Genomic DNA, 24,685 nt, shown 5'->3' on the forward strand with positions numbered 1-24,685 from the left:
GCGCCGAGGCGCGGGGCAGAAACGCGTTGGTACTCCGCCCGGAAAATCAAAATGGGCGGATGAGCAGCTAATGCGGCGAGTTTTTCAACGATATCGGCGCAAAGCCGACGATGATTGCCGGAAGGGGTTAGGCCGTGAACTCATAAAGTCGGCTTTGCCGTAGAGGTCGTTATCCCACGGCGCGTTCGAACTGGCTGGCGAACTTGACATTGTATGCGTGGAAATCGCCTTCTGGCGTGATCACCAACTCGGTGATGTTGGCGCGTTGGAAAGCATCCTCAGCGGTTTGATCGTCTATCTTCAGGCTGACGGTCAGCGCGCCATCAACTGTATCGACCAGCTTGTAATCATAAGAGATTGTTTCGCCGAAGCAGATGATTTCACTGCCCTGGACTATCAACTCCGAACCTGAATCTTCCACGTCCGTCCACCGGCCCTGCATTTTGACAGGAAATGGTGCATCGCGTTCAAGCCGTTCCATGATTGACCTTTTGATACTGTTTCGTGCCATCCTGTCATTCGACGATGGGGCGCAGCAATGGTGCTGGTTAAAGATGGCCCAACGCGCCGACGCTTCATGTGATCGAGTGATCAGCCTCTCAATGTCGGAAAGTCCCAGTTTCCTTTCAATCGATCGCGAGCTCCATTTAACAAGCTGTCATAGTCAGCTTTGGAAGGGGCGATTAATTGTTTTGCAAGGTCGGCCAACAGCCCATGCAACACAGCGCCCTCGGCAGTGCTTTCGAAACAAGTGGCCTCCGGTGTTGGCGACTTCCCGTCCTCGCACCACCGGGAAAGTAGCTCGAAGAGCACGATTGATTCATCTGGCGTGAGTTGGATTTGCGCAGTGTCCGGCGCTGAGTTCTGTTCAACTGTCATGACGCAAATTCGCACGTGCGGTGGAGGTCCGCAATGGGCCGAAAGTGGACCCCGCAGCCCTAACATCATCGGAGGGTTCGCATGGCTAGAGAAAGAATGGTCAGTTACTTAGGTGCCGGATCTCCTGCTCAGCGTCGGCGAGCTCCGCTTCCCAAAAAAGAGATATCGTTCGGTGTCGCCTTCTCTGGAAGCGCGTCAGCCGCGTATGCGTCCAGCATCGAGCGCGCTGTCTTCCTGCGCGACTCAGCCACGTTTCTCAAAATCGCCAGCACGGCAATATCGTCCACATCATCGGTCATATGGCGCCTGTAGTTGTTTTTTGACGTGCCGCAAGTTAGTGGCCCACACGGCCCACGGCCCACCGCCCATACCTATAATACGTCCCGCTTAGCTCTAAATTGCACTTGCTAACCCTATCCCCTGTCGCCGTAAAATTCTCTGGTGACGAAATTTCAGGAGGGTATCATGAGAGCAGTTATACTGGGTTTCGCAGTAGCATTCGTAGGTTCCCACGCGCTAGCAGCGGGGGCAATGACTGGAAAAGAACTGAGCGCACTCCTTGCCGGAGGCAAGGATCTGACATTGGGCGGACCAACTGAAGGTTACAGTGGCGAACTGCACGTTATGAAGGACGGAAGTGCCAACGGCCAGGTTAAGCTGAAGAGCGGGGACGTAATCCCGATCGAAGGCAAATGGGAGATCAAGGGAAACAAGTTCTGTCGTACCTGGAAAGGTGGACGCGACGCCGGCAAGGAAATTTGTGAGACCTGGGTAAAGTCTGGACCCAATACGGTTCACGCCATGAATGGAAAGAAGGATCTGGGGGTAAACTCCTGGCACTGAGTTGATACCGCAGCGCCCATCATTCCGAAACCGCCGTCCCTGTTACTAAGCACGGACGGCGGCTCTTGCACCCGGTACCAATCGGGGCTCCCTTGCTACGAAATTGGGGGAGCAATGGAATGCTAGCGAAGATCGACCCGGCTGGCTTTCAAGAATTTGATATTCTATTAGCCAGGACCCCACCGTCCCATCATCAGAAAATGCCGAATACCCGTAGGGTAATAGCGCCAACAAATAGCACCAGGATGTACCCAGTGTTCCGGATCTCGTGAAGGTATTTGTTCGCGATCCCGAGGCGATGGTGCATGTAGTAGAGGTAGGCATTGTCGGGTAGCGGATTGGTCAAGTCATAATAGTCTCTTGCCCCGCCAGATCTTATCCGCTCTCTTTCGAGCTCCGCTAAAACTTCTGTATCCGTTTTCTTCTTAAACATCTGTGCGCGCCTTCGAACCCGCTGCCAATGGCGCATCCTACTCCAGATCCCCAGTGGTTTGGCAACCACCCCACCGCCCCATCATCATCTGTGGGCCGTTTATTGCTTGAGGGCGGTGTTGGCCCTGCGTTTCATGCGCCGGTCTAAAAGACGCTCTTGATGGCGGATCTCGTGCGCGAAGAGCCTGTCGATGCGCTGACGTAGGGAGAATTCTCGACGTGACAGGTGTCTGTAGTGCAGCTGTCGATAGGGGATGTTGACAGCATAGGACCGGCTTATGGCCAGGCGCCCGTTATATTCGTAGAATTCGACGCGGAAAGATCGGCTGCCGACTGACTTGCAACTTGATCCTCGATAGCTGCAGATCATCAGTCAACCTTTCGACAGCAGCTCCGCTACCACCACGCTTGCTGCCCGGTTCGGCAATGGCTTAAAGCCGAGCAGGGCGTGCAGGAAATCGATCGGATCATCGAAGCCAAAGGCGCGCTGCAGCTCATCGAGACTGCGGCGCTTCTTGCGCAGAACGCGGAAGACGGTGGCGCGTCCGGATGCTGATAGGCGGGGTTCGTGCAAGCCGTCATCCTCGAAGTAGGGCTCGCCTGCTTTCTCGTCGCCGGGCGCGATCTGATCGAGCTGCATCCGGATCGCGTCGCGGATGAACTTGGACCGGCCATGCGGTCCCACGATCGCGTCAATGCGCAGCAGATCCTCTGGCTGGAGGTTGGCGTGCATCCTGACGAGGTTTAGTGGCGGGCGTCCCATGCGCCAATGATGGAGGCGCATGGTTAACATCCGCTTAGCTAAGCGCGGGCATAGCCTTGTACCGTCGTAATTGGTCCTGCCACAGAAGCTGCCCGACCTCGTCGCCGATCGCCACGAAGCGTGTGAAGACGTCGGCCGGGTATCCAAGCGCATCTTCAAAGCCCAGGGTCGCAACAAGACGTGCGCAATTTGGAAGTTCGTAAACATGGAAGCGAAGTGACATAGCGAGCTCCTGCGGGAGACGGGTTGAAAAGGATGCCTCGAAATCCGTTTCTGCTGTGTCACTGTGTCTGGTGAGGCTTAATTAAGATGCCCGTTCGGCCGGTTGGCGTCAATAGCCGGAGCTGCTGGATAAAGTTTCCGGCCCAAAGTGCCGTCACATCTTGTGGTGGGTGGAGCGCTTTCTTAGAACGGACAGGACAGACATTTGTTGAAAATTAATCAACGGCGTGTTTTATGCTGGGCCCATCGAAGTTGGGGTTCATGATGGCTTGGTCTTCCGAGTTTTATCAATTCGCGGTGTTTACTCAGCCGCATGAGAAGCAGGACGCTTTCCAGGTTTGGCTGGATCTTTTTGGATCACCTCCGGACAATTATCAAAAAGCAACCCCGGACCCGCTCAATCCTGCAACGCAAGCGACCGGAACTTTTGCGGGCTACCAATTCCAAGTGCAGTGCGCGGCTGGCAGAATCGACGTATTTCTGCTGGGCACGTCAGGCCCGCTTTCGTTCCCGGTGATAGCAAGCGCTGAGGCCAGTTTAGCGGTTCTGCGCGAGAAGGCAAATGCATTGGCGGCATCGCGTTCGGTTCTGCGACTGGCACTGATCAATCAAAGCTTCGAAGATCATCAGACCCTAGAATCTGCAAATTTGCGCTTTTCAGAAGTGACCGATTTGACCGACATACCTGATAACGCTCAGGATTTGAACTTCGGGATCAATGTTAGGAAGTCTTTCGACAACCCGACTGTGGCACTCAACAGGCTCTGCAGATGGATCAGTATGGTCAAACAGATGATGCAGATCCAGATTGGGCCCACCGGGGCGCAGGAACCGCTGGCGCCGATTGAGCAACCTTCACTGATATTCAATCTTGACTTGAATACTGTGATCAGACCATTACCTTTTAATCCTGGGAGTGTCTCGGGAATCATCGAGCACTTGTTCGCTGAGAATTTACGGCTGAAAGAAAAAGGCTATGAATACCTGGTTGAATAGTCTTACCGCGGTTGCGGTCGGAACCGTACCGATGGCTTCCGTTCACACTGCTACTGCCCTACCTGTGGCGGCTCCCAGTGCAAACGTCGATTGGTTTAGGCAAGCCAATCAGGACGAGGTCGGAACGAATCTAGTCCATCAGTACGAAACATCTTTTGAGATGAACTCGGCGGCTTACCAAGCCACTGGTCGGATATTCCAGGACCGCACTACTGAAAAGATCTCTATTTCTGCTGGCGAGATCATCCGTGTCGAGGATACGCCTTCGGCCACAGCCAAGGGGCGCGCCGATGCAGGCGGAGCGGATTTCGTGCTACCGGCTGATCGCGATGTTCAGATCAGGCTAGATGCAAGCGCTTTCGCGCAGCACCTCAAGGAAATCTCGTGGCGACCAAATGTCTGGCAAGGTGATGACGAGGTCGTTTTCGAGTGGATATCTGGTAATAAGCATGCGGTTGTTAGCGTCGAAGGCGACGGCGTGATTGGTTATACAATGCTTGTTAACGGTGACTTCGTATCTGGAGCTGAAGAAGATCCAAGCGTTGACCACCTGCCGTCCGACCTACGGGACTATTTGATAGCTGCATGAGTAGATGTGGGTGCGAACCAGAGGATGGTCAGCAAAGCGCTCACTCTCCTGGTCCGGTGCAAAATGGCGAAAGTATCGTTTACGCTCTTGTGGAGCCGGAGACGAGCAGCGTAAAGTTGATCAGTAAAAGCGGCCTCCAGAAGGGGGATGTCAGCGTTTGTCGCGCCGATCATTGCTCCGCTGCGTCAGCGAAGGCCAATATCGTGGATTCGCTACTGCAGAAAAACCCCGGCAGAAAAGACTGTGGGTTCTTCTGGGCGGTATGCGAGGAAATTAGGAATATAAAGCTCGGTGAAACCGAGGTGGGCGCGTTTTGTGTCGTCGATGACGGGTTGCCCGACTTTTCTGCGCACGCACACCTATCGTACTCGCAGCCTTCGGATATGAAATTGAGAAGTCATCGGGAAACCGCCCGGGCGAAGCTGCTGCAGCTTTTCCAAAAGCGTGGAGTTCATCCGACTTGGTCGGGCGCACCTTTCCCAAGCTGATCGGGTGGCGATTCACAGATCCCGCAAATCAGTTTAGCTTCCCGTCAAAATGCGGCGGGCCTGGCGGCGTCTTCCATAACGGAGGGCGCCGCTTTTTTATCGTCGGGTTCGCTGTCTTGCGCCCGGATAGGAGTGATTGGTGCTCCGATGCGTGACGGTGCTCTGCCTTGGCCGACCGCTGTTCGAACAGCGGAACGTCCTGCCTATCGCGTTCTCGATTGTGCGCAGTTTGTTGAAATGGCCGCGCCCACTAGCGGGCCAGTTTGGTGCTGTGGGAGTATGATGCCGGGAAAGTGACATCGGTAAGATAACTCGGAGGGCGGCATATCGATTCCGCGCTAAGGTCTCCGCGCGGAAAGGTCGTAGGCTGCCGATGGAATTGCGTCTGCGGCCGCGGTTTCATCGATGAGAAATTCGGCGTCGAAAAGCCGATAGTGTTTATCAAGGGAGTTAATCTTCCAGGATTCCCTCCCAAAGCCCTCGATCGAAAATGCCATGGAGGTCATCACATAATGCTGTGATGAGGGAGTACGCGTGCCGGCGTAAGGCGTGAAGTAATGCATCTCTCGATCATTCCCGCCAAAGAAATCCTGAGCAAAAAGAAGGTTGTTGGAGTCGAGGAAATGCCCTCTGCCGTCGATCGTCACCATTACCGCCTGATGGCCGGTAGTGATTACAGCTTCGGTATCGAAATCGAGATGATCCAAGAACGATGCGAGCATTAATGTGAAGTCGGTGCAACAGCCGATGTCGCTTTTCGTCATTGCCTCGAAGGAAAGGTCTCCAATCGATGTGAAGTTGGTTTCCTGATTGATCGAAACACATCCGACCTTTTCATCATTCGGGGCCGGGTTGCCGAAATCGTAAAAGCCGGCGACAACCAGCATAGCTCCTATCGCAAGGTCTCTCCGGTCGCCGTATCTATGGTAAGAGGCCGCCATCGGCTGAAGCCGAGACCACATAGCGTCCATCGATGGCGACGACTTCTTGACCCGCCGGATTTCGCTGATCTTCTCCAGGTACGGATTGTTCTCTGGAATGATTTCTATACGAGCTAAGTCAATCTGCGATTGAGAACGGTAGCGGTAGGAATAGAGTTTTCGGACCTCAGCTTTCAACGCCGAAACTTGTTTCTTGCTAACGAAGCCCCAAGAGCCGGCGCCTACCACGCCGACTAACAGACAGCCGATAACAAAATAGCTCTTTACCATGGGGCTACCACGCGAACCAAAATGCCTGAGCCAAGCTGAACACACAGTCCAGCCGCCCTATCAACGTTACCAGCGCGAAAAGCGGTGTTCAAGAGCCTGCCGCAAACGAGAAGTCCTGCGCAGCCGGTCGTTGGAGATAGACCGGCTTTCCGGAACAGCGCCGCGTCAGCAGCGTTGAACAACGGAATACCCAGGAGCTCAAATGGCTAGAACACCTAAAACCGCTATTCGAGGAATGCTGCTTTACGTAATCGGCCTCTTGATCTTGGGTCTGGTAGGGGGCGCGTACTTTACGCTTCAGGGTCATCCATCGGATCCCAATCAGAGACCAGCGTCCGAAACAATACCGAGTACCTCCCGCTAGGGGGCCCTTCAAGCTTCGGTGCTATCTCCCGTGGAGCTTCTTTAGCTTTTCATAGTGCTCTTCGACCATGCGCGACGCCTCGCGAGCGTCCGGCGCCCATCCGCCGTGTGGCAGAATATGCTGCCGCGCCCAATCGATGTGAGTAATGTTCCATTTCCACTGCCCGATTTTGGTGTCGCTCGTCTTATCGATCTGGATGCGGCCGAAGGACTTATCTACGTCAAAGGCCTCGTAGTCTTCTTGGCCTTCACCGGGCCACGTTTCCTTCCATCGATATTTTGGCTTGTACTCCATGGCCGATATCTAGTGCGTCGTTCGCGGCGCGCCAACCTGCCACCTCTCCTTGACCGGGAAGCTCCGGCATGCGTCATACAAGGGCTTGCGGTCCGCAGAGGACGAGGCGGCGGTCTACGAGTTGGATTAATTATGCAAGGGGGATCCCAGCGGTCTTCGCCTTACTGATAAGATAAGATACAAAGGCGGAGCATGCGCCCAGCATGAAAAGCGCGTCCGTCTCATCGACTTCCGAAGCATCCTTGTCCATTAAAGAATGTCTCAGGCCTTTCTCATCGCTGGTGAAATCGTAAATCCTCAAGAAGCCCTGTTTCAGCGCTCCGTGAATCTTATGATGCCGTTCCAACTCATCCAGCGCGGGCTTGAGGGTTGTCGCACCGTGTGCCAGCGACTTAGAGATTGCCTCTACTGAATGCACACTTTGAGTTATGCATTCTGCCCATCTTCCTGCGGTCGCCGCCGTGGCCGCGACCTGTAAATGCTTGAGCGCACCCTTATGCGCTGATGCATCGACAAAGGCTCTGGAGACTACTTTTCCCTCCTCCTCGGTTTGGATTGGATAGATCGTACCGCTGTCCAAACGGTACGCTGCGCGAGTAGCGATGAGAATTTGGCTAACGGCGCCCTCAAAGCGGTAGGGCACGCTAGGGTGCCGCAGCACGAACTGAATGAAATCGAAGACGTGAACGTATGATGCTTTGAAGAGAAGCGCCTTCAATCGCTCGCAGACGTTTTTATAGTAGCCATCAAATTCATCTATCGGCTTATGTTCTTGGAGTACATGCCATGACTTTAAGACGACTGCCCAATTTCCGACGACGTAATAGTCATGGAAGTTCAGACTCTCATAGACGATTGCCCAGAGAGCGGCCCGCGTTTCATTAGAAACTGATCTGAGGCGTTGCTGGCTGGGTAGCGGAACGGCACCCTCAGCTTGCGCGAAAGTGACTTTCGATCTGTCTAAGTCCATTGTAACCACCTGTCATTGGGATCTATCCAATCGCGTGGCTACTCGATAGTCCACATGCTTTTCATCGGCGGAGGCGTTTGAGCGGTTGCAGCTATCAGGCAATTGTAGCAGTGTAACTTTGGCTGTCGGCGAGACCAGCATTCGCGCTGATCTCGCCACCGAGGAGCCACCTAGCGCGGGAGAGTGCGGATTGCTGGCGAGCTATCGCCGCATTCCCCGCTGCCAGGACCTACACGGTAGGCAGGTTCGGAAGCGACTGACAATATGGGTGTCACGCTTTTCGTGCATAAAGGTGGGTATTCTGGCCGATGCTCACAGAAATCCGAAGCCTTGCCGCATTCTAAGCCGACGTTGGTCGGTCATGCGTCCGACTTTCCGTAAAACAATAATCAATGCGCTTGATCTCCTGCCGGCCCAGATCGGTGACGGCCCACAAGCTGTTCTTTTGAGCGTCTGTTCCGTTCACCTCGATCACGCCGTGCGACTCGATCTTTTTTAGCGTCACTTCACCAACGCCCTTGAGATCGTGAACCGTACTCTCACTGGGGTTGGCTATCATGTGCCGAAGGACCGTTTGGCAACGAGTGTCTATGTTGAGCTTCGGTTTCCTGTCGGCCCGGCGTTCCTGTTTTGGACGGAGAGCATCCATATTGTCCCTTGGATCTTCCAATGTCGAAGGAATGTAGCTTCGATCGAGGAGCATGTAACTAGCATACCACTTCTTGATTAGAGGGACTGGACGGCCTCCGTGGAGGGCATCTACCTTTGGGAAGCCGCGAGCTTCCATCACTTTCAAGGCGCCACGCTTCCAACTGGTCGCCTTGGCCTTGCCAACGATCGCGACGGCAATCTCGTCATCGCTCGCGAACAGGGGCAATTGATCTAGCAGGGCATGTGGGAAGGTCATTACTTTTTGGCGGCCTTACGAGCCGCCTGCGCGGCCTCGTACTTAGCCAGAAATCCGGCACTGTCGGACAAGGCCCGCTCAATCGCCAGCTCTTTTGCCCGCTTCCGCGTGCCATAGCGGAGCGTTGCTGGCTCTCTGACGGGGAAATCTCGGGTCGTCTGTCGCTTGATGAAGTTGTCAATTTCCTCTGGAGCAAACAGGAGGCGGGTGCGCACGGTGCCTCTGCCGACCTTCACGTGGGCGAGTTCACCATGTCTTACGAGGTCCTGAATCGTAGCGGGTGACACAGCCAGAAGTTCGGCAACCTCCTTCATCGGAAGCAGCCTTCGTATGGGTTGTTCTTGCATGCCGATCATGAATGCCAGCTGGACATCTTCGCTCCGCCATCCCTGATCTGGATCAAGCGGCCGGTTGAAACGCATATAGTACTGCGCTGCCTGCTGGATTTTAGGGTCAATCATTTCACCACCTAGAAGTAACCTCCGGCGGAATTGCCGATGGCGAAAATCCTATTTTGTGGTGGTAGGCAGGATGACCTGGCGTGGTTGGTGGCCGCTGTTGGAAGTTACGAACAGTGAAGGGCATCGTCAAGCTTGCTACCTACCGCCGGCCTCAACACGATCGATTAGCGAAATCATCGCTCTCATCGTCACCAGGTGGGCGCGGAAATGCTCAATATATTCTGCGGTAGCAAGTTCAGGATCGGCCTGCGGTAGGTTTGGGTCGAGCCCAATAACCTTGATCTGTCCGCGCTCCAATTGCTCCAGATGTATCAAAGCCTCCTGGATCTCGAAATCCAGGTTTCGGCGTTGATGTTGCAGCTCGTCCGAAAGGAAATCGTCCATTAGTACCTGCCGATTGTTGGTGCTCGCAGTACTGAGCAGGCGGTGTGCCTTCGGCGCTACTCCGCGAAGATAGCAGCCAGCACAGCCAGGTCCTGCCTCTTCATCTCGTCGTCGACCTCGTCGTTTCGATTGCGGCGAAACCACTCGGCTGAAGCTTTCACCCGTGCGCCATGCGGCTCGGGATATGAGCCGAGGCGGGTTGCCCATTCGCGGACCGTCTCCCGTTCAATGCGGCCGGCTCTGTATTTGTCGTGGACGGTCTTGGCGGAAACTAGAAGGTCGGCGGTGCGGTTCAAGGATCGTCGCTTTCAACAGTCGCGCCGGCCAGTACCTTCAACTGCTCGACGTCGTGGACGCCCTGACGCCAAAGCTCAATGATGATTGCCGCTAAACGGCTGACGGCCACGGCGTCCTTCTCGATCCCTGACGAGCGACTTATTGCGACCAGGGCTGCATTGCAGGCGCTCAGGTCATCCGATGTGAGCGGGATGTCACGCTGGCGCGGAGGCTGGTTAGAGGTCATGTCAGCCGCCAGCACCGGGAGGAGCGTCGTTCTCAAACATGTCTTTGTACTGAATCGTATCGTCTTCATTGGTGTCGATGGAATCACCGGTCGGCGCGAACAGCCGAACGCCGGGCCCGCCGCTACCGCTGTAAGCACCGTCGATGAACGTGACGCCGGCGGCCTGCAGGGCGCGCGCTATCGCTTCTACCGTTCGTGGCTTGAGCTGATCGTCATCATCACCCTTTTCAAATCGGGTTATCGTGTTGGTGGACACTTGGGCAGCGTTAGCTAGATCGCGCACGCCCATATTAAGAGCCGCACGGGCCATCCGGCACTGCGAAGGCAACATTTTTTCGATACTCCGTTTCGATTTCGCGTTGACGTCGCGAAAATAAGCTGTATTGTTTACACAGTAGCGAAAACGCAACTGAAACACAACGAGGAGCCTACCATGTACGCCACATTGGCCGAGATCGACAGACTTTCACTGCCGCGCGCGCTTATTGCGAGAGCGGCAGGCCACGAGAGTGGCCCAACGATGTCTGCTCCCGCGCAGCGCCGTCGTCGCGTCTATCGTGCGACCCCTTGGAGCTTCCGCGTCGGCCGCGTCGTGCGCCTGGGAATGCTCATCGGAATCGTTCAATCGAGAAGAAGAACGGCAATGGGCCGCGAGATCTACGAGATCCGCGTCCTCGGCGAGAACTACGGCCGCGAGTTCCGCGAAATCCTTGGCGCAGTCCTTGAACGGGATAATCCAAGCTATGACTCGGCACATTCAAAACCGCATCAAGATTCGTGAGAAGCAGGGCGGCCGATGCTGCAACTGTCGCGGACCAATGGTCCAGAGCGACAAGCCGCCGCGCAAGCAGCCGCCGAATGCCGAAACGATAGAGCACCTGCGGCGCCGATCTGAGGGCGGCCGCAACAATCGAGACAATATCGCGCTTGCCTGCAAGCGCTGCAAAGGAACGCGGTGGCATGGACTGGCTCATGTACACGACCTACCGCCGCGGAGAACTCTGGGATTTCATTGAGGCCGCGTCGCCCTGCGCGCCTCATCAGCGCGGGCCAGAAGGCTAGCGCTCACCGCCTCGTCGCCAGCCGCATGACCGACGAGGCGGACCAATACCTAGTAGGCCGGCGCGATCACCACCAGCTGAGGCTGCGCGCCGGCCGATCTTGCTTTGTAAGAATGTTTACAGCAGCGTTGCCCAGTAGTAGGCGCGCAAGCGCAGCATCTAAGTGGCGGTCATTCAATGGACTTCAGGCAGTTATCTTATGAGCAGGGAATGTTCTCAAGCGAGGCGCTTGGGGATGACGTGTTTTTTACTGCGAACACTGAGATGGAGGCTGTCTGCTATCACGAAGCAGCGCACGCGGTATCATGGTATGTTTTCGGAAAGTCGCTCCGCTTTATTGGCGTCGATACGTCGTACCTGACCGAAGCCGACGGCTCAGTATCGGTCATTTTCAGCGGAGAAGTAACGCGCATCCACCGAAGTCAGATGGTGTGGATTGACTACCGCTACAGACCGATGTTGTTTTTTGAGGGCGTTGCGAGCGCGGCCGGTCCAGTTGGGGAATTGCGTTTTAGGCAGGAGAGAGGAACTCCTCTGCGTCTGATCGGTGGATCCGAAGGTGACCACCTTGCTATAGATCAAATCGGTAAGTGCCTGGAAAAACGCGCTCGTGACAGGTTTGCGTACCGTCGGCATGTGTGGGCACACGCGAAACGACTTCTCGCGTGTGAAACTGTGTGGCGAGCAATCTCTGATGTAGCAGAGGAGCTTTACGCCTCGTCCGACAACACAGATGGGTGGAGAAGCATAAAGCCAAGAGAAGTTTACAGAATTTGCAGGCGTCACGGGCTCCGGCAAGGTATCGCGCGTGGTACGAAACAGTAACCGCCCCGCCATTGAGCGGGGCTTTTACGTTCTGGCAAAGAAAAAGGCCGGGCGAAACTCGCACCGACCTTCCTTCGTCGCCATCAGCCTGGTGCCAGTACATCCGTGGTCACCTGCGAAGCGATTTCATACACTTAACATAGGCGAGACCCCCCGAAAGGCAAGGCCTCACCGCCAGTAGCGACGGCTATCATAGTCTGCCGCTGCGGAATTGCGGCCGAGAATATAGCCGATGCACAGACCGATAGCGCCGACGGTCAGCGCGAGGCCGGTGGCCGTGTGCGGGTGTTCGGCTGCACCGGCGGCGACTGCGCTTGTCTCGCGACGGACCGCGTCGACAGCGTCAGATGCCACCTTGCGAACGCCTGTCGGCGGCTCAGTGGGCGTTCCGGTGAAACCGACAGTGGGATCGTCCTTGGCCATGTCTTCCTCCTGGGGTTTGAGTCGGTGGAAGAACTGGGGAAGGGCAGGGATAGTTCCAACGGCTTCGCGTCAGGTAAGCATTTATGATCGACGGCCGAGACTTCGCGTTTAGGTGGTTTTTACGCTTTACGACTATGACGTGTCCCGAGTGCCTTTTCCTCGGGGTTTAAAATGAAGTTTTCCAAAATTGGTGCCGCAGAAATTATTACAACGATAGCGTTTTTAGCGGCTGTCGTTTTGGTTATAGCTATGTGGCGCGAGTGGGCAGGAAGGGGGCCGGAGATCTCTGAGTGGTTCTTGTCTAGCTCGCTCCTGGCTGGTGAAAAGCCAGATCGATTTGCTCGATCTGGACAGTGGGGAGACGGCTTTGGTTCCCTCAACGCACTCTTTGCGGGCTTGGCACTCTGCTCAGCGGTTGGAGCGTTCTTCATGCAGGGTCAGACGTTGCGTGAGCAGCGCATTGACAACCATGTCGCTCGATTTGAAAGCACGTATTTTGAACTTATCGCGCTATTAAAGCAGGCAAGATCTGAAGTCAGGTATAGGGCGAGTGCCGATTGGAGAGAAATTACTCCAAGTAAATATAAGCTTCTTGCCGCAGACACACAAACCGGCGGTGCGGCGTTTCGGCTTGCAATCTACGAGTTCCGATATCTGCTGAGGCAAACCAAAATAGTAGATCGTGACTCGATCGGTCGTTTGTATACTGTCAAAGTTCACAATCGACACGAGAGCACATTTGGACCGTATTTTCGATTGATCTACACAATTCTCCGGACGATTAGAGACGACGATACGCTGTCGCGATCTCAGAAAATAAAGTACGGAAATCTGTTGCGGAGTCAGCTTACATCCTTTGAAATCGCCTTGGCGGCGTTCAACGCTATGATGCCAGAAGCGAATGATTTAGACCAGTTGCTGACTGAATTTAGGATGTTAAAGTATCTGCCTAACGGTCGCACCAGAAGACTTTTGCAAGGGATTTACAAAGACATCGCGTTTGAAGGACGAGACGATCGCCGTTTTGTCGTGTCCGAATTTCTAATAGCTTCAGCCGTGATATTTGGAACGGGTGCTGGCGCGGTACTTGGCTTATTGGCCGTAATTGCCTTTGGCTTGGCTGCAGGCGGCCCTACCGCGGTCGTTCTAGTTTTAATCGGGGCGTCCTTGGGAAGCTCCTACGCTCTGGATCCGAAACGAAACGAGCTTAGATAGCGTACCCAACCGGGCTTTCGCCGGGACTTTTTTTGGGGGGGGCTGGTGGTTTGGCTGATGGCAACCAACCCGGTGTTCCGCTAGATGCTCACGCCTTAAGTACGTTACGATGACGATGTTACCTGCTCATATTCGGCCAATGCGTCGTCCACCAGATGCTGGCATGCATCAAGATAGCTTTTAGCGAAGTAAGCCCCGAGCGTCGCGGTGTACCTAGTCGACTCCGGTATGTCATCCGACATGAATTCTTCTTTTTTGTCGCTCGGTATGGCCTCGTCCAGCCCTTTTCGAAATTCTTCGAGTTGGGAGACCAGATTTTCTATATCATCGTTATCTGGAGGTGAAAACTCCGACTCGAAAAGCTGAAAATCGCGGGATTTCATGCATTTGATCAAAGCATCGAAAGCCCCCAGGAGGTCGGTAGCCGGAGATGTCACCGTGTTCTCCTCAGCCAGCCTTGTGACGATTGAACAGTGGTCCTGCGCTCGCTTGATGATACGATCAGTGCGGATGAACAAGGCCCGCGTTCGTCGAAGTTCGAATCGAAGCCCCTCGCGATGATATCGCTCGGCGTCCCGCACCTGCTTCGAGAGAAAAACGATCGTCGGCACTGCTGCGGCAACCGCGGCCCATCCTGATAGCGCGGCCACCCACTCTCTGCTGCAGCTTTCTGTCTCGGTCGCACATAAATTGGCGCGACCGACGTACCAAATGACCAATGCGAAAGCCAATGCAAAGCCTATGAATATCCCCGCGATGATTAACCTCTTCACTTCTTCCCCTCGCAGTACCGTTCCCAATCATTCATCAGCGCTCGGCGCTTCTCTAGCGCATCCTTTCGACGATAGGCAGCCTCGGTCTTATCTTTAACCTTATGGGAGAGGGCGGTCTCAATGATGTCGCGAGGATGGTGAGTCTCGTCGCCAGCCCAATCCCGAAACGAGCTCCGAAGGCCATGGAGGGTAACCGTTTTATCCGGGGCGGCAGCGCGAAGAGCGTTCACCATCGCAGTATCGCTGATCGGCCGTTTGTCATTCCCGCCTTCGAAGACGACGTCGCTAGTTGAACGTTGTTTCTGCGCCTTGAGGATGATTACAGCACGATCGGACAGAGGGACGCGGTGCTCCACTCCTGGCTTCATGCGTTCCTTGGGGATGATCCACAGCGCGTTGTCGAGATCGAATTCCGGCCAGACGGCACCTCGCACCTCTCCCGACCTCGCAGCGGTCAAGGCGGCGAATTCTACAGCCCGAGCTGAGACACCCGCAGCCGATTGAAGGGCCTTGATGGTTGCCGGCACGTCTTTGTAGTCGAGAGCCGCGTGATGGCCGCGCGTTAGCCTGCTTCGGGCGGGCATGAGGTGCTCTAGGTTGCCGCGCCACTCAGCCGGGTTGTCACCGGTGAAAAGCTTTCTGGCCTTCGCATGATCCATCACGACAGCGATCCGCATTCGCAGGCGATCAGCAGTCTCTGGTATCTCGGTCCAAATCACGTTCAAGGTCCGAACTACATCGTCGATGGTGATCTCACCGACGGCCTTGGGATGCAGATCTTTTGCATACTCGCGTAGCGTCATTGCCCATTGGGCGCGGTGCTTGGGATTCCTGGAAGACTTCTCCTTCACCTTGATGACGTCTTCCATCACCTCAGCGAAAGTGACGATCTCCGGCTTTACCCGATCGCCCTTAGGATCCTCTCCGCGTGAGAGTTGCTCCCGTATTGCCTCGGCTTTTTGCCGGGCGAGGGCGAGACTCACCGGTGACGTACCGCCGCCGTATCCGCCAAGCCCGGTTTCGGCGCGCTTGCTGTTCCAGCGATAGACGAATAGCCATTGCTTCGATCCGCCAGGGCGGACGCGAAAATAGAGGCCGTCCCCATCGCTGTATATCCCGGTCTCAGTTTGAGCCTTGCACGCTTTTTCCGAGAGTTTATGCTTCGCCAATTGCTCTCCATGCCATAACATTTGGCCTAAAACAGAAATGCAATATGTGAGAAATAGCGCAATTTTCCAAGTGGCTTGGCTCTATTTTGCGTATTTTGCGTAAGCAAGCGGACACCTCTTCCGCCATATGTATCGCCACGCGAAACACCTCTAATTTAACCCTTCATAAACCATAACCATTAAAATTACCGCTACCGCCGCGATATTGTTCGCAAATTCGGCGCATTGGCCACACAATTAAAGTCTCGTTAGGTGCAGGGGCGTAGGCAGGGTTGGTCCGATTTAGGGCACTTGCTTAACCATAACGATCTTTGGCGGCGTGGGACATATGAAGTTGGAATACGGGGCGGCGTCTTTCGCAACGGGTGCGCGGTGGCTGGCGCTGGCAGCGATGTGCGCTGCGGTGACGGCATGCGGAACAACGTCTCAGGCGCCGAAGAAGCGCGCCCACGGCAAGGAATATTTCTCCGAGAAGGAATATGGCGTCAAAGCCAGCCCGCGCGTCGTCGAGGGCGGACCGATCCCGAAGGGGGGCGGGCGCTATCTTGTCGGCAATCCCTACCAGGTCAAAGGCAAGTGGTATTATCCCAAGGAAGACTTTTCCTATAGCAAGACGGGTGTGGCCTCCTGGTACGGCTCGGCCTTTCACGGCCGCCTGACCGCCAACGGCGAGGTCTATGACCAGCTGTCGATTTCTGCCGCGCATCCGACCTTTCCGCTGCCGAGCTATGCACGCGTCACCAATATCGAGAACGGCTCGTCGATCGTCGTGCGCGTCAACGACCGCGGACCGTATCACGAGGGCCGGATCATCGACCTTTCAAACAAGACGGCCGATCTCCTCGACATGAAGCATAGCGGCACCGGCCGGGTTCGCGTTCAGTATGTTGGCAAGGCGCGCATGGACGGCCACGACATGCCTTATCTGATGGCGTCCTACGTGCCGAAGGGTAGCCGTATTCCGGCCGTCGATCCGGGCGGGCAGATTGCCAGTGGCGTGATGGTCGCCTCCAATGACCGCCGCATCACCAGCGATCAGCTGCAGAGCCTGGGAACGCTGACGGCGCCGCAGGCGTCACGCGTGCCTGTGCCGATGTCCGCCACGGCTTATGGCGGCGCAACGCCGAGCGCCCGCTACAATGCGGCACCCGCACCGGCGCCATCGGCTTTCGGCACGCTCAGCGCGCCGCAGGGTGTGGGCGAAATGATCGTACTGCCGGAAATCGGCCCTGTTCCTTACGAGCGTCCTTATGGCTGGGGGCAGGGGTCTCTGGCGATGGGCTACCAGGAAGACGGCGTTCGGACCGTGACAGTGCCGATCGCGTTCGATGCGGTGATGGTTCGCAACGACGGCCTGACCGAAGAATCGATCCTTGCGTCCTTCAAGCGCCAGCAGGCAAAGCAGCCGGCGCGCTAAGACGCCGATTGCGGCAGGCCGCCGCTATCACTAACCTCCAGAATCGATTTCGCGCCAGGGGTTTGCAATGCTGAAGCGTCTCATCGGTTTTTGCGCGGTTATGCTGTCGGCCGCTTCATCTGCTGCTGCCGCCGAGCCTGCACCCGCGGGATTCGTCACCAAGGCGGCGCAGGCCTATATGATCGAGGCGTCGACGGGCACGGTCCTGCTTGCCAAGAACGAAGATCAGGCGTTTTCGCCGGCGTCGCTCGCCAAGCTGATGACGATGGATATCGTCTTTGCGTCGCTCAAGGGCGGCGAGATCACCCTCGACACCGACTATCCGGTCTCCGAATATGCCTGGCGCACCGGCGGTGCGCCGTCGCGTTCGGCGACGATGTTTGCGGCCCTGAAGAGCCGCGTGCGCGTCGAGGATCTGGTCAAGGGCGTAGCGATCCAGGGCGCCAATGACGGCTGCATCATTCTGGCCGAGGGCATGAGCGGCACCGAGGAGAATTTCGCCTCGGCGATGACGCGCCGGGCGCAGACGCTCGGGATGACGAAGAGCATCTTCGGAAACTCGACCGGTCTGCCGGATGGCAAGAGCAAGACGACGGCGCGGGACATGGTGACGCTGGCTGCCGATCTGCAGCAGACCTATCCGGCCTATTACCCCTATTTCGCCCAGGCCGACTTTGAATGGAACAAGATCTTCCAGCGCAATCGCAACCCGTTGCTCGGACTGGGGCTCGGCGCCGACGGATTGGCGACGGGGTTCGCCGAGGGCGAAGGCTTCTCGATCGTCGCCTCGGTCGAGCGTGACGGCAAACGGCTGTTCCTGGCGCTCGGCGGCATTGCCTCCGACAAGGAGCGGACCGATGAGGCCAAGCGTATTCTCGAATGGGGTCTGACCAGCTTCGAGACGCGGCAGATCTTCGCCGAGAAGGAAGTCGTCGGTTCGGCGAGCGTCTATGGCGGACAATCGGGCCATGTCGATCTCGTGGCCAGGACGCCTGTCAGCGTCTATATCCCGGTCAGCAATCCCGACCGGTTGGCGGCGAGGATCATCTATCGCTGGCCGCTGACGGCGCCCGTCGCGGCCGACGCGGAAGCGGGCACGCTAGTGATTTCCGCCGGCGGCCGGGTGCTGCGCGAAGTGCCGCTCTATACGGTGCAGACTATCGCCGTGGGATCGCTGACCAGCCGGGCTGTCGATGCCCTGGTCGAACTCGGCGAATCGATGTTCTTCTCCTGGCTCTGGGACAAAGCCGAGCCCACCTGAAGGCCGCATTCTGCCGTGAAATTACCGGGGAAGGCGGAGCTGGCGGGAAACAGCGAGGTTTCGCCCGGGCGCATCTTCGGATAGATAGATCGAGGCGCTGCCGACGTTTTGTCGGCGGCATGTCGGGAATACGGGAAAGTGCTGTTGTCGTCCGGTACGGGATTGTTCGTTACATTCGAAGGCGGTGAGGGTGCCGGCAAGTCGACGCAGATCCGCCGCCTTGCGGAAGCGTTGCGCAGCCGCGGCCATGAGGTGCTGCTGACGCGCGAGCCCGGCGGTTCTCCGGGTGCTGAGGCGGTGCGCTACGTGCTGCTGTCGGGTGCTGCCGAAGCCTTCGGAACGCGGATGGAGGCGATCCTTTTTGCCGCCGCGCGCAACGATCATGTCGAGGAGGTGATCCGCCCGGCGCTGCTTGACGGCAAGATCGTCCTTTGCGACCGCTTCATGGATTCGTCGCGCGTCTATCAGGGCGTCACCGGCAATCTCGAACCCGATTTCATCGAGACGCTGCAGCGCATCGCCGTCAATGGCGTGGTGCCTGACTGCACAGTCATTCTTGACATTCCTGCAACCGCTGGACTTGCACGCGTCAAGTCGCGCAATGCCGACGGACCTGACCGTTTCGAGAAGGAAGAACTGGAGACGCACGAGAAGCGCCGCGAGGCCTATCTCGATATCGCAGCCCGTGAACCGGAACGTTGCCGCGTCGTCAATGCCATGCAGGACGAGGCCGACATCGCCGCCGAGATCCTTGCGATCATCACGAAGCTGATGGGTGGCATTGCGGCCGAAAAGACGCCGGTAGCCGTTCATGAGTGAGGAGCGGCCCGGCCTGCTGGATGGAGCGATCTGGCCGGCGGAAAATCCCAAGCTCTTCGGACATGAGGACGCGGAAGCGTTTCTCTCTCAGTCCTATAGGTCCGGCAAAGGCCATCACGCCATCCTGATCGAAGGCCCTGAAGGCATCGGCAAGGCGACGCTCGCCTTCCGCTTCGCCAATTATGTGCTTTCCAATCCCGATCCGGCGCTGGCGCCGGAGATCGTTCGCGATCCCGATCCTGCGTCGCCAGTCAGCCGCCAGATTTTGTCAGGCGCTTCGCACAATCTTCTGCATCTTGCGCGGCCCGTCGATGAAAAGACCGGCAAGGTGAAATCGGCGATCACTGTCGATGAAGTGCGCCGCGCCGGGAAATTCTTCTCGCAGACATCGGGCACCGGCAACTGGCGCATCGTCATCATCGATCCGGCCGATGACATGAACCGCAATGCGGCAAACGCCATCCTGAAGATTCTCGAGGAGCCGCCGAAGCGGGCGCTGTTCCTCGTTCTGTCGCATGCGCCGGGCAAGCTGTTGCCGACCATCCGTTCGCGCTGCCTGCCGCTGAGGCTCGCGCCGCTTGGCGACGATGCGCTGGCTCTGGCACTTGCCAATCTCGGCGCCGCGGTTGACGACCGGGCATTGCTGACTGCGGCGAAGGGCAGCGTCGGAGAGGCGCTGAAGCTGATGAATTACGGTGGCGGCGAGATCATCTCCGCCTATCAGGATGTGCTATCGGCTCAGGGACCGGCGGCGCGGCGCGCCATGCACCGGCTGGCCGATGCGCTGTCAGGCAAGGAAAGCGACACGATCTTCGAATTCTTCGCGAGCCATATCGGCGACGACCTGATGAACCGGGCGCGCCAGGCGGCGAGGGCAGGCGATCTCGGTGCTGCCGAACGGCTCGCTAGGCTGCAATCCGATGTCAACGAGCGTCTCACCGTCTCGGGTGCCTACAACCTCGACCGCAAGCAGACGATCCTCGGTATCCTGTCTGACATCAAACAGCCGGGCCCTTAATCAGCCTGCCAGCAGTTTCCAGGCGACGACGGCAAGTGTCAGCGCCAGGACGATGCGGATCGTCCGCTCGTGCAGCTTCGGTGCCAGCAGGCTTCCGGCGACGATGCCGGGTATCGATCCGACAAGCAGTGTCAGAAGCATCAGCCAGTCGATTTCGCCGATGAACCAGTAGCCCATGCCGCCGATCAGCGTCAGCGGCACGGCGTGAACAATGTCGGATCCGACGATCTCGCGAACGTCGAGATTCGGGTAAAGGATCAGCAGGATGGTGACGCCGAGCGCACCGGCTCCGACCGAGGTCAGCGTCACCAGCACACCGAGCGCCAGACCGAGGATGACGGTGAAAATGGCGATCGTCGTGCGCTTTGGCGGCGTCCGATCGCCGATGGCGCCGCGCGCAAAGGACAAAACCTGGGTGCGGAAGATCAGCATGAAGGCAGTGATGACAAGCAGCCAGCCGAGCGCGATGGTGATCGTATGCGCGACTTCGACGCTCTTGCGATCGACGCCGGCCATCAGCCAAAGCATGAGGAGGGCGGCCGGCACGCTTCCGGCGGCGAGCGAGCCGACGATGCGCCAGTTCACCCTGCCATGCATGCCGTGAACGGCGGTGCCTGCCGACTTGGTAATCGCCGCATAGAGCAGATCAGTGCCTACGGCTGTCGCCGGATGAACGCCGAACAACAGCACGAGAATCGGCGTCATCAACGAGCCGCCGCCGACGCCGGTGATACCAACCAGCATGCCGACGAGAAAGCCGGAAAGCGAATAGAGAGGCTGGAACGTTTGTGGCAGGCTCACGGGGCAGACCTTGAGGCGCCTGCGCTGATCGGCTCATATTTGACGGTCATTATGCCTCGCCCGGAATTGTCACCAAGGCGTAGAATGCCGGCGAAATCCCGTCAAGCGCAGCAGGCCCGCGAGGCGGTCAAAACGCTGCCGCTTTCGAAACTTAGTGTTTCTCTTCGCCATCACATGCGCTAAGAGCGGCTGACAATTATAGAGTAAGCCGGATGTCCGCCATGACCGACAAGAAGCCCTTCTACATCACCACCGCGATTTCCTATCCGAACGGCAAGCCGCATATCGGCCATGCCTACGAACTGATCGCAACTGACGCCATGGCGCGCTTCCAGCGCCTCGACGGCCGTGATGTCTTCTTCCTGACGGGCACCGACGAGCACGGCCAGAAGATGCAGCAGACGGCGCGTGCCGAAGGCATCACGGCGCAGGAGCTTGCCGACCGCAATTCCAGCGAATTCCAGGCGATGGCGACACTGCTGAATGCGTCGAACGACGATTTCATCCGTACGACGCAGGAACGTCACCACGAGACCTCGCGCAATATCTGGAACCTGATGGCCGCCAATGGCGACATCTACAAGGATTCCTACGCCGGCTGGTACTCGGTGCGCGACGAGGCCTATTACCAGGAAGACGAGACAGAAGTGCGCTCCGATGGCGTCCGCTACGGGCCGCAGGGCACGCCTGTCGAATGGGTCGAGGAAGCCAGCTATTTCTTCAAGCTGTCCGAATATCAGGACAAGCTGCTGAAGCATTACGAAGAGAACCCCGATTTCATCGGCCCGTCGGAGCGCCGCAACGAGGTCATCTCCTTCGTGAAATCAGGCCTCAAGGATCTCTCGGTTTCGCGCACGACCTTCGACTGGGGGATCAAGGTTCCCAACGACCCCGAGCACGTCATGTATGTCTGGGTCGACGCGCTGACCAACTACATCACGGCCACAGGCTATATCGAGGACCGGAACGGCCCGCGGGCGAAATACTGGCCTGCCGACGTTCATATCATCGGCAAGGACATCATCCGCTTCCACGCCGTCTACTGGCCGGCATTCCTGATGTCGGCTGGTCTGCCGCTGCCGAAGCGCGTCTTTGCTCACGGCTTCCTGCTCAACAAGGGCGAGAAGATGTCGAAGTCGCTCGGCAACGTCGTCGACCCTGTCAACCTCGTCAATCACTTTGGTCTCGACCAGGTGCGTTACTTCTTCCTGCGCGAAGTCTCCTTCGGCCAGGACGGCAGCTACAGCGAGGAAGCGATCGGCCAGCGCATCAACGCTGACCTCGCCAATGGTATCGGCAACCTTGCCAGTCGTTCGCTGTCGATGATCGTCAAGAACTGCGATGGCAAGATCCCGGAACCCGGCCCGCTGACGGATGAAGACAAGGCGATGCTGGCGGCTGCCGATGCGCTGCTGGCCTCCACCCGCGAGGATATGGGCAAGCAGCTGATCCACAAGGCCGTTGCCTCGATCATCGCCGTCGTCTCGGAAACCGACCGCTATTTCGCCGGCCAGGCGCCGTGGGCGCTGAAAAAGACCGATCCGGACCGGATGGCGACCGTCCTCTATGTGACGGCCGAGGTCGTGCGTCAGCTCGCTATCCTGCTGCAGCCGATCGTGCCGCAGTCGGCCGAAAAGCTGCTGGATCTCGTTGCCGCACCTGCGGACAAGCGGGATTTCGCGGCACTTGGCGAAGCGGGCCGCCTGGTCCCCGGCACCGAGCTGGAAGCGCCGACGCCTGTCTTCCCGCGCTACGTGGCGCCTGAGGCGTAAGGACGTCAGATGCTGATCGATACGCATTGCCATCTGGACTTTGCCGACTTCGATGCCGAGCGTGACGAGATCGTTGCGCGCGCGCATCAATCGGGCGTCAAGCAGATGGTGACGATCTCGACGCGGGTGCGCAAGCTCGACGGCCTGCTTGCCATCACCGAACGCTATCCGTCGGTCTTCTGTTCTGTCGGCACACATCCGAACAGCGCCAATGAAGAGCTGGATATCCAGACCGAGGATCTCGTGCGGCTGGCCAATGCGCATGAAAAGATCGTCGCCATCGGTGAAGCCGGTCTCGACTATTTCTACGACACGCAGACGCCCGAGGACCAGCAGACCGGGTTCCGCCGTCACATCGCGGCTGCGCGCGAAACGCAGCTGCCGCTGGTCATTCACAGCCGCAGCGCCGACGAAGACATGGCGGCGATCCTGACCGAGGAAACAGGGAAGGGGGCCTTCCCTTTCATCCTGCACTGCTTCTCGGCCGGACCTGAACTTGCCAGGACCGGCGTCGAACTCGGCGGCTACATCTCGTTTTCGGGCATCCTGACCTTCCCCAAGTCGGAAGAGCTTCGCGCGATCGCCAAGACGATCCCGCATGAGCGGCTGCTGGTCGAAACCGACGCGCCGTATCTGGCGCCGAAGCGCTGGCGCGGAAAGCGCAACGAGCCGTCCTATGTGGTGAACACCGCCGAAGTGCTGGCCGAGACGCTTGGTCTCAGCTATGCCGAGATGGCGCTCATCACGACCGACAATGCCTTCCGGCTGTTCACAAAGATGCCGAGGATCTAGCCTCGTGGGTTACCGGCGGCGTTTCACCATTCTCGGCTGCGCATCGTCGCCAGGCGTGCCGCGCATCACCGGAGACTGGGGCGCCTGCAATCCCGATAATCCGAAGAACCGGCGGACACGCGCATCCTTCATGGTGCAGCAGTTCGATGATAATGGCGGCGTGACGACCGTCGTGATCGACACCGGCTCGGACTTCCGCGAACAGATGATCGCCGCCAGGGTCGAGCATATCGATGCCGTGCTCTACACGCATCCGCATGCCGACCACATCCACGGCATCGACGATCTGCGTGGCTACTATCACAACGCTCAGCAGCGCGTGCCGATCTACGCCAATGCGTTCACGATGGAGCGCATCCGCCAGGGTTTCGGCTACTGCATCGAAACACCTCCAGGCAGCAATTACCCGCCGATCGTCGAGCCGCGGCTGATCGAGACGCTTGAGGAACCGGTGCGCATCTCAGGCGCCGGCGGCACGATTTCGTTTAGGCCGCACGAGCAGCAGCACGGCGATATCATCTCGCTCGGCTTCCGCATCGGCGATGTCGCTTATTGCAGCGATATCAGCGACTTTCCGCCGGAAGCTGCAGCGAAGCTTGAAAATCTCGACGTGCTCGTCATCGACGCGCTCCAGTATCGCTATCATCCGAGCCATCTGTCGCTGGAGCAGTCGCTGGACTGGATTTCAAGGCTGAAGCCGAAGCGCGCGATCCTGACGCATATGCATACGCCGCTGGACTACGACACGGTGATGGGCGAGACGCCGGATCATGTCGAACCGGCTTACGACCAGATGACATTCGACGTCGAGATTGACGATCTGGAAACGGCCCGAGGATAGACAGAGCCTTGTATTTCAAGGGTTTTCGGCAATCACGGCATCCATTTTAGTTCCATAATCTATCTTATGCGATCTTTGTGTGTAGCCGCAAAGTTAGAATGTCCTGTTTCTGCAAAGTTGGAATGTCACACTCCCCGGGTCTGAATGACGTCTGGGAGATTGCAGATGGGAT

Annotated in this window: 32 protein-coding genes; 13 read left to right on the forward strand and 19 right to left on the reverse strand. The window is 57.4% G+C overall.

The window, feature by feature from the left end; all coding sequences use genetic code 11:
- Positions 1-169: 169 nt before the first annotated feature.
- The 3 genes from J2X43_RS30730 to J2X43_RS30740 all read right to left on the reverse strand — a co-directional run bounded on the left by J2X43_RS30730 (position 170) and on the right by J2X43_RS30740 (position 1,178).
- Positions 170-481: a hypothetical protein gene (locus tag J2X43_RS30730; protein WP_112446161.1), complete on the reverse strand. Its 312-nt coding sequence runs from the start codon at positions 479-481 to the stop codon at positions 170-172.
- A 110-nt stretch (positions 482-591) separates the two neighbouring features.
- Positions 592-879, reverse strand: coding sequence for a hypothetical protein (locus J2X43_RS30735; protein ID WP_310301409.1), 288 nt, complete (start codon positions 877-879; stop codon positions 592-594).
- Between the two features lie 128 nt (positions 880-1,007).
- The gene (locus tag J2X43_RS30740; RefSeq protein ID WP_310301412.1) at positions 1,008-1,178 is read right to left on the reverse strand and encodes a hypothetical protein; all 171 of its coding nucleotides are present in this window, start codon (positions 1,176-1,178) and stop codon (positions 1,008-1,010) included.
- Between the two features lie 166 nt (positions 1,179-1,344).
- On the opposite strand from J2X43_RS30740, the gene J2X43_RS30745 reads away from it, so the two are divergent.
- On the forward strand, positions 1,345-1,722 hold the full coding sequence (locus tag J2X43_RS30745; protein WP_310301416.1) for a hypothetical protein: 378 nt from the start codon (positions 1,345-1,347) through the stop codon (positions 1,720-1,722).
- A 193-nt stretch (positions 1,723-1,915) separates the two neighbouring features.
- Here the strand turns inward: J2X43_RS30745 and J2X43_RS30750 are convergent, their stop codons facing one another.
- The 3 genes from J2X43_RS30750 to J2X43_RS30760 all read right to left on the reverse strand — a co-directional run bounded on the left by J2X43_RS30750 (position 1,916) and on the right by J2X43_RS30760 (position 3,140).
- On the reverse strand, positions 1,916-2,155 hold the full coding sequence (locus J2X43_RS30750; protein ID WP_310301419.1) for a hypothetical protein: 240 nt from the start codon (positions 2,153-2,155) through the stop codon (positions 1,916-1,918).
- 372 nt (positions 2,156-2,527) lie between these two features.
- The gene (locus J2X43_RS30755; RefSeq protein ID WP_310301422.1) at positions 2,528-2,938 is read right to left on the reverse strand and encodes a ribbon-helix-helix domain-containing protein; all 411 of its coding nucleotides are present in this window, start codon (positions 2,936-2,938) and stop codon (positions 2,528-2,530) included.
- A 13-nt stretch (positions 2,939-2,951) separates the two neighbouring features.
- Complete coding sequence (locus J2X43_RS30760) at positions 2,952-3,140, reverse strand: hypothetical protein (RefSeq protein WP_310301425.1); 189 nt, start codon at positions 3,138-3,140, stop codon at positions 2,952-2,954.
- Positions 3,141-3,403: 263 nt separating this feature from the next.
- Between J2X43_RS30760 and J2X43_RS30765 the strand changes: the two genes are divergently transcribed.
- Together J2X43_RS30765 and J2X43_RS30770 are read left to right on the forward strand one after the other, a co-directional pair.
- A complete protein-coding gene (locus J2X43_RS30765) occupies positions 3,404-4,135 on the forward strand; it encodes a hypothetical protein (RefSeq protein WP_310301428.1) in 732 nt (243 codons plus the stop codon).
- Between the two features lie 31 nt (positions 4,136-4,166).
- Entirely contained in the window at positions 4,167-4,724 is a 558-nt protein-coding gene (locus J2X43_RS30770; RefSeq protein ID WP_310301431.1) for a hypothetical protein, read from the forward strand.
- A gap of 826 nt (positions 4,725-5,550) precedes the next feature.
- Here the strand turns inward: J2X43_RS30770 and J2X43_RS30775 are convergent.
- The 9 genes from J2X43_RS30775 to J2X43_RS30815 all read right to left on the reverse strand — a co-directional run bounded on the left by J2X43_RS30775 (position 5,551) and on the right by J2X43_RS30815 (position 10,744).
- A complete protein-coding gene (locus tag J2X43_RS30775) occupies positions 5,551-6,423 on the reverse strand; it encodes a hypothetical protein (protein WP_310301434.1) in 873 nt (290 codons plus the stop codon).
- Positions 6,424-6,808: 385 nt separating this feature from the next.
- Positions 6,809-7,081, reverse strand: coding sequence for a hypothetical protein (locus J2X43_RS30780; RefSeq protein WP_310301437.1), 273 nt, complete (start codon positions 7,079-7,081; stop codon positions 6,809-6,811).
- A gap of 130 nt (positions 7,082-7,211) precedes the next feature.
- Positions 7,212-8,051 carry an AbiJ-NTD4 domain-containing protein gene (locus tag J2X43_RS30785; RefSeq protein WP_310301440.1) on the reverse strand — a complete coding sequence of 280 codons (840 nt, stop codon included), beginning with the start codon at positions 8,049-8,051 and terminating at the stop codon, positions 7,212-7,214.
- 340 nt (positions 8,052-8,391) lie between these two features.
- Positions 8,392-8,958: a hypothetical protein gene (locus J2X43_RS30790; protein WP_310301443.1), complete on the reverse strand. Its 567-nt coding sequence runs from the start codon at positions 8,956-8,958 to the stop codon at positions 8,392-8,394.
- Positions 8,958-9,419 (reverse strand): helix-turn-helix domain-containing protein, encoded by a 462-nt coding sequence (locus tag J2X43_RS30795; protein WP_310301446.1) that lies wholly within the window; start codon positions 9,417-9,419, stop codon positions 8,958-8,960. The genes J2X43_RS30790 and J2X43_RS30795 overlap by 1 nt, the downstream gene beginning before the upstream one ends.
- A gap of 135 nt (positions 9,420-9,554) precedes the next feature.
- Entirely contained in the window at positions 9,555-9,803 is a 249-nt protein-coding gene (locus tag J2X43_RS30800; RefSeq protein WP_310301449.1) for a hypothetical protein, read from the reverse strand.
- Between the two features lie 56 nt (positions 9,804-9,859).
- Positions 9,860-10,099 carry a hypothetical protein gene (locus tag J2X43_RS30805; protein WP_310301452.1) on the reverse strand — a complete coding sequence of 80 codons (240 nt, stop codon included), beginning with the start codon at positions 10,097-10,099 and terminating at the stop codon, positions 9,860-9,862.
- Positions 10,096-10,326 carry a hypothetical protein gene (locus J2X43_RS30810; RefSeq protein ID WP_310301455.1) on the reverse strand — a complete coding sequence of 77 codons (231 nt, stop codon included), beginning with the start codon at positions 10,324-10,326 and terminating at the stop codon, positions 10,096-10,098. The genes J2X43_RS30805 and J2X43_RS30810 overlap by 4 nt, the downstream gene beginning before the upstream one ends.
- A 1-nt stretch (position 10,327) precedes the next feature.
- Positions 10,328-10,744 (reverse strand): helix-turn-helix transcriptional regulator, encoded by a 417-nt coding sequence (locus tag J2X43_RS30815; protein WP_310301458.1) that lies wholly within the window; start codon positions 10,742-10,744, stop codon positions 10,328-10,330.
- A gap of 15 nt (positions 10,745-10,759) precedes the next feature.
- On the opposite strand from J2X43_RS30815, the gene J2X43_RS30820 reads away from it, so the two are divergent.
- Together J2X43_RS30820 and J2X43_RS31235 are read left to right on the forward strand one after the other, a co-directional pair.
- The gene (locus tag J2X43_RS30820; protein ID WP_310301461.1) at positions 10,760-11,107 is read left to right on the forward strand and encodes a hypothetical protein; all 348 of its coding nucleotides are present in this window, start codon (positions 10,760-10,762) and stop codon (positions 11,105-11,107) included.
- A gap of 37 nt (positions 11,108-11,144) precedes the next feature.
- Positions 11,145-11,342, forward strand: a complete 198-nt coding sequence (locus J2X43_RS31235; protein WP_405049673.1) for an HNH endonuclease — start codon at positions 11,145-11,147, stop codon at positions 11,340-11,342.
- A gap of 1,038 nt (positions 11,343-12,380) precedes the next feature.
- Here J2X43_RS31235 and J2X43_RS30825 read toward each other — a convergent pair.
- Positions 12,381-12,635 (reverse strand): hypothetical protein, encoded by a 255-nt coding sequence (locus J2X43_RS30825; protein ID WP_310301464.1) that lies wholly within the window; start codon positions 12,633-12,635, stop codon positions 12,381-12,383.
- A 171-nt stretch (positions 12,636-12,806) separates the two neighbouring features.
- Between J2X43_RS30825 and J2X43_RS30830 the strand changes: the two genes are divergently transcribed.
- Entirely contained in the window at positions 12,807-13,850 is a 1,044-nt protein-coding gene (locus J2X43_RS30830; RefSeq protein ID WP_310301467.1) for a putative phage abortive infection protein, read from the forward strand.
- 104 nt (positions 13,851-13,954) lie between these two features.
- On the opposite strand, the gene J2X43_RS30835 is transcribed toward J2X43_RS30830, so the two are convergent.
- Entirely contained in the window at positions 13,955-14,623 is a 669-nt protein-coding gene (locus tag J2X43_RS30835) for a hypothetical protein (RefSeq protein ID WP_310301470.1), read from the reverse strand.
- Positions 14,620-15,792 carry a phage integrase central domain-containing protein gene (locus tag J2X43_RS30840; protein ID WP_310301473.1) on the reverse strand — a complete coding sequence of 391 codons (1,173 nt, stop codon included), beginning with the start codon at positions 15,790-15,792 and terminating at the stop codon, positions 14,620-14,622. The genes J2X43_RS30835 and J2X43_RS30840 overlap by 4 nt, the downstream gene beginning before the upstream one ends.
- 328 nt (positions 15,793-16,120) lie before the next feature.
- Here J2X43_RS30840 and J2X43_RS30845 point away from each other — a divergent pair, with 328 nt between their 5' ends.
- The 4 genes from J2X43_RS30845 (at position 16,121) to J2X43_RS30860 (ending at position 20,307) form a co-directional block, all read left to right on the forward strand.
- The gene (locus J2X43_RS30845; protein WP_310301476.1) at positions 16,121-17,209 is read left to right on the forward strand and encodes a septal ring lytic transglycosylase RlpA family protein; all 1,089 of its coding nucleotides are present in this window, start codon (positions 16,121-16,123) and stop codon (positions 17,207-17,209) included.
- A 67-nt stretch (positions 17,210-17,276) separates the two neighbouring features.
- Positions 17,277-18,470, forward strand: a complete 1,194-nt coding sequence (locus J2X43_RS30850; protein ID WP_310301479.1) for a D-alanyl-D-alanine carboxypeptidase family protein — start codon at positions 17,277-17,279, stop codon at positions 18,468-18,470.
- Between the two features lie 144 nt (positions 18,471-18,614).
- Positions 18,615-19,289, forward strand: a complete 675-nt coding sequence (tmk, locus tag J2X43_RS30855; protein WP_310301482.1) for a dTMP kinase — start codon at positions 18,615-18,617, stop codon at positions 19,287-19,289.
- Positions 19,282-20,307 (forward strand): DNA polymerase III subunit delta', encoded by a 1,026-nt coding sequence (locus J2X43_RS30860; protein WP_310301485.1) that lies wholly within the window; start codon positions 19,282-19,284, stop codon positions 20,305-20,307. Before tmk ends, J2X43_RS30860 begins: the two co-directional genes overlap by 8 nt.
- On the opposite strand, the gene J2X43_RS30865 is transcribed toward J2X43_RS30860, so the two are convergent.
- Positions 20,308-21,102 (reverse strand): sulfite exporter TauE/SafE family protein, encoded by a 795-nt coding sequence (locus J2X43_RS30865; protein WP_405049674.1) that lies wholly within the window; start codon positions 21,100-21,102, stop codon positions 20,308-20,310.
- A 227-nt stretch (positions 21,103-21,329) separates the two neighbouring features.
- On the opposite strand from J2X43_RS30865, the gene metG reads away from it, so the two are divergent.
- The 3 genes from metG to J2X43_RS30880 are packed head-to-tail and all read left to right on the forward strand — an operon-like array spanning position 21,330 to position 24,513.
- On the forward strand, positions 21,330-22,880 hold the full coding sequence (gene metG, locus J2X43_RS30870; protein ID WP_310301491.1) for a methionine--tRNA ligase: 1,551 nt from the start codon (positions 21,330-21,332) through the stop codon (positions 22,878-22,880).
- Positions 22,881-22,889: 9 nt separating this feature from the next.
- Entirely contained in the window at positions 22,890-23,672 is a 783-nt protein-coding gene (locus J2X43_RS30875; RefSeq protein WP_112539149.1) for a TatD family hydrolase, read from the forward strand.
- Positions 23,673-23,676: 4 nt separating this feature from the next.
- The gene (locus J2X43_RS30880; protein WP_310301495.1) at positions 23,677-24,513 is read left to right on the forward strand and encodes an MBL fold metallo-hydrolase; all 837 of its coding nucleotides are present in this window, start codon (positions 23,677-23,679) and stop codon (positions 24,511-24,513) included.
- The last annotated feature ends 172 nt before the right edge of the window (positions 24,514-24,685 follow it).

It is taken from the genome of Rhizobium sp. BE258 (genome assembly GCF_031457345.1).
Lineage (GTDB): Bacteria > Pseudomonadota > Alphaproteobacteria > Rhizobiales > Rhizobiaceae > Rhizobium.

What these genes read in the sequence shown, in the direction of transcription:
- J2X43_RS30730 (WP_112446161.1), bottom strand. Translation starts at nt 481, where the DNA reads ATGGAACGGCTTGAACGCGATGCACCATTTCCTGTCAAAATGCAGGGC.
- J2X43_RS30735 (WP_310301409.1), bottom strand. Translation starts at nt 879, where the DNA reads ATGACAGTTGAACAGAACTCAGCGCCGGACACTGCGCAAATCCAACTC.
- J2X43_RS30740 (WP_310301412.1), bottom strand. Translation starts at nt 1,178, where the DNA reads ATGACCGATGATGTGGACGATATTGCCGTGCTGGCGATTTTGAGAAAC.
- J2X43_RS30745 (WP_310301416.1), top strand. Translation starts at nt 1,345, where the DNA reads ATGAGAGCAGTTATACTGGGTTTCGCAGTAGCATTCGTAGGTTCCCAC.
- J2X43_RS30750 (WP_310301419.1), bottom strand. Translation starts at nt 2,155, where the DNA reads ATGTTTAAGAAGAAAACGGATACAGAAGTTTTAGCGGAGCTCGAAAGA.
- J2X43_RS30755 (WP_310301422.1), bottom strand. Translation starts at nt 2,938, where the DNA reads ATGCGCCTCCATCATTGGCGCATGGGACGCCCGCCACTAAACCTCGTC.
- J2X43_RS30760 (WP_310301425.1), bottom strand. Translation starts at nt 3,140, where the DNA reads ATGTCACTTCGCTTCCATGTTTACGAACTTCCAAATTGCGCACGTCTT.
- J2X43_RS30765 (WP_310301428.1), top strand. Translation starts at nt 3,404, where the DNA reads ATGGCTTGGTCTTCCGAGTTTTATCAATTCGCGGTGTTTACTCAGCCG.
- J2X43_RS30770 (WP_310301431.1), top strand. Translation starts at nt 4,167, where the DNA reads ATGGCTTCCGTTCACACTGCTACTGCCCTACCTGTGGCGGCTCCCAGT.
- J2X43_RS30775 (WP_310301434.1), bottom strand. Translation starts at nt 6,423, where the DNA reads ATGGTAAAGAGCTATTTTGTTATCGGCTGTCTGTTAGTCGGCGTGGTA.
- J2X43_RS30780 (WP_310301437.1), bottom strand. Translation starts at nt 7,081, where the DNA reads ATGGAGTACAAGCCAAAATATCGATGGAAGGAAACGTGGCCCGGTGAA.
- J2X43_RS30785 (WP_310301440.1), bottom strand. Translation starts at nt 8,051, where the DNA reads ATGGACTTAGACAGATCGAAAGTCACTTTCGCGCAAGCTGAGGGTGCC.
- J2X43_RS30790 (WP_310301443.1), bottom strand. Translation starts at nt 8,958, where the DNA reads ATGACCTTCCCACATGCCCTGCTAGATCAATTGCCCCTGTTCGCGAGC.
- J2X43_RS30795 (WP_310301446.1), bottom strand. Translation starts at nt 9,419, where the DNA reads ATGATTGACCCTAAAATCCAGCAGGCAGCGCAGTACTATATGCGTTTC.
- J2X43_RS30800 (WP_310301449.1), bottom strand. Translation starts at nt 9,803, where the DNA reads ATGGACGATTTCCTTTCGGACGAGCTGCAACATCAACGCCGAAACCTG.
- J2X43_RS30810 (WP_310301455.1), bottom strand. Translation starts at nt 10,326, where the DNA reads ATGACCTCTAACCAGCCTCCGCGCCAGCGTGACATCCCGCTCACATCG.
- J2X43_RS30820 (WP_310301461.1), top strand. Translation starts at nt 10,760, where the DNA reads ATGTACGCCACATTGGCCGAGATCGACAGACTTTCACTGCCGCGCGCG.
- J2X43_RS31235 (WP_405049673.1), top strand. Translation starts at nt 11,145, where the DNA reads ATGGTCCAGAGCGACAAGCCGCCGCGCAAGCAGCCGCCGAATGCCGAA.
- J2X43_RS30825 (WP_310301464.1), bottom strand. Translation starts at nt 12,635, where the DNA reads ATGGCCAAGGACGATCCCACTGTCGGTTTCACCGGAACGCCCACTGAG.
- J2X43_RS30830 (WP_310301467.1), top strand. Translation starts at nt 12,807, where the DNA reads ATGAAGTTTTCCAAAATTGGTGCCGCAGAAATTATTACAACGATAGCG.
- J2X43_RS30845 (WP_310301476.1), top strand. Translation starts at nt 16,121, where the DNA reads ATGAAGTTGGAATACGGGGCGGCGTCTTTCGCAACGGGTGCGCGGTGG.
- J2X43_RS30850 (WP_310301479.1), top strand. Translation starts at nt 17,277, where the DNA reads ATGCTGAAGCGTCTCATCGGTTTTTGCGCGGTTATGCTGTCGGCCGCT.
- J2X43_RS30860 (WP_310301485.1), top strand. Translation starts at nt 19,282, where the DNA reads ATGAGTGAGGAGCGGCCCGGCCTGCTGGATGGAGCGATCTGGCCGGCG.
- metG (WP_310301491.1), top strand. Translation starts at nt 21,330, where the DNA reads ATGACCGACAAGAAGCCCTTCTACATCACCACCGCGATTTCCTATCCG.
- J2X43_RS30875 (WP_112539149.1), top strand. Translation starts at nt 22,890, where the DNA reads ATGCTGATCGATACGCATTGCCATCTGGACTTTGCCGACTTCGATGCC.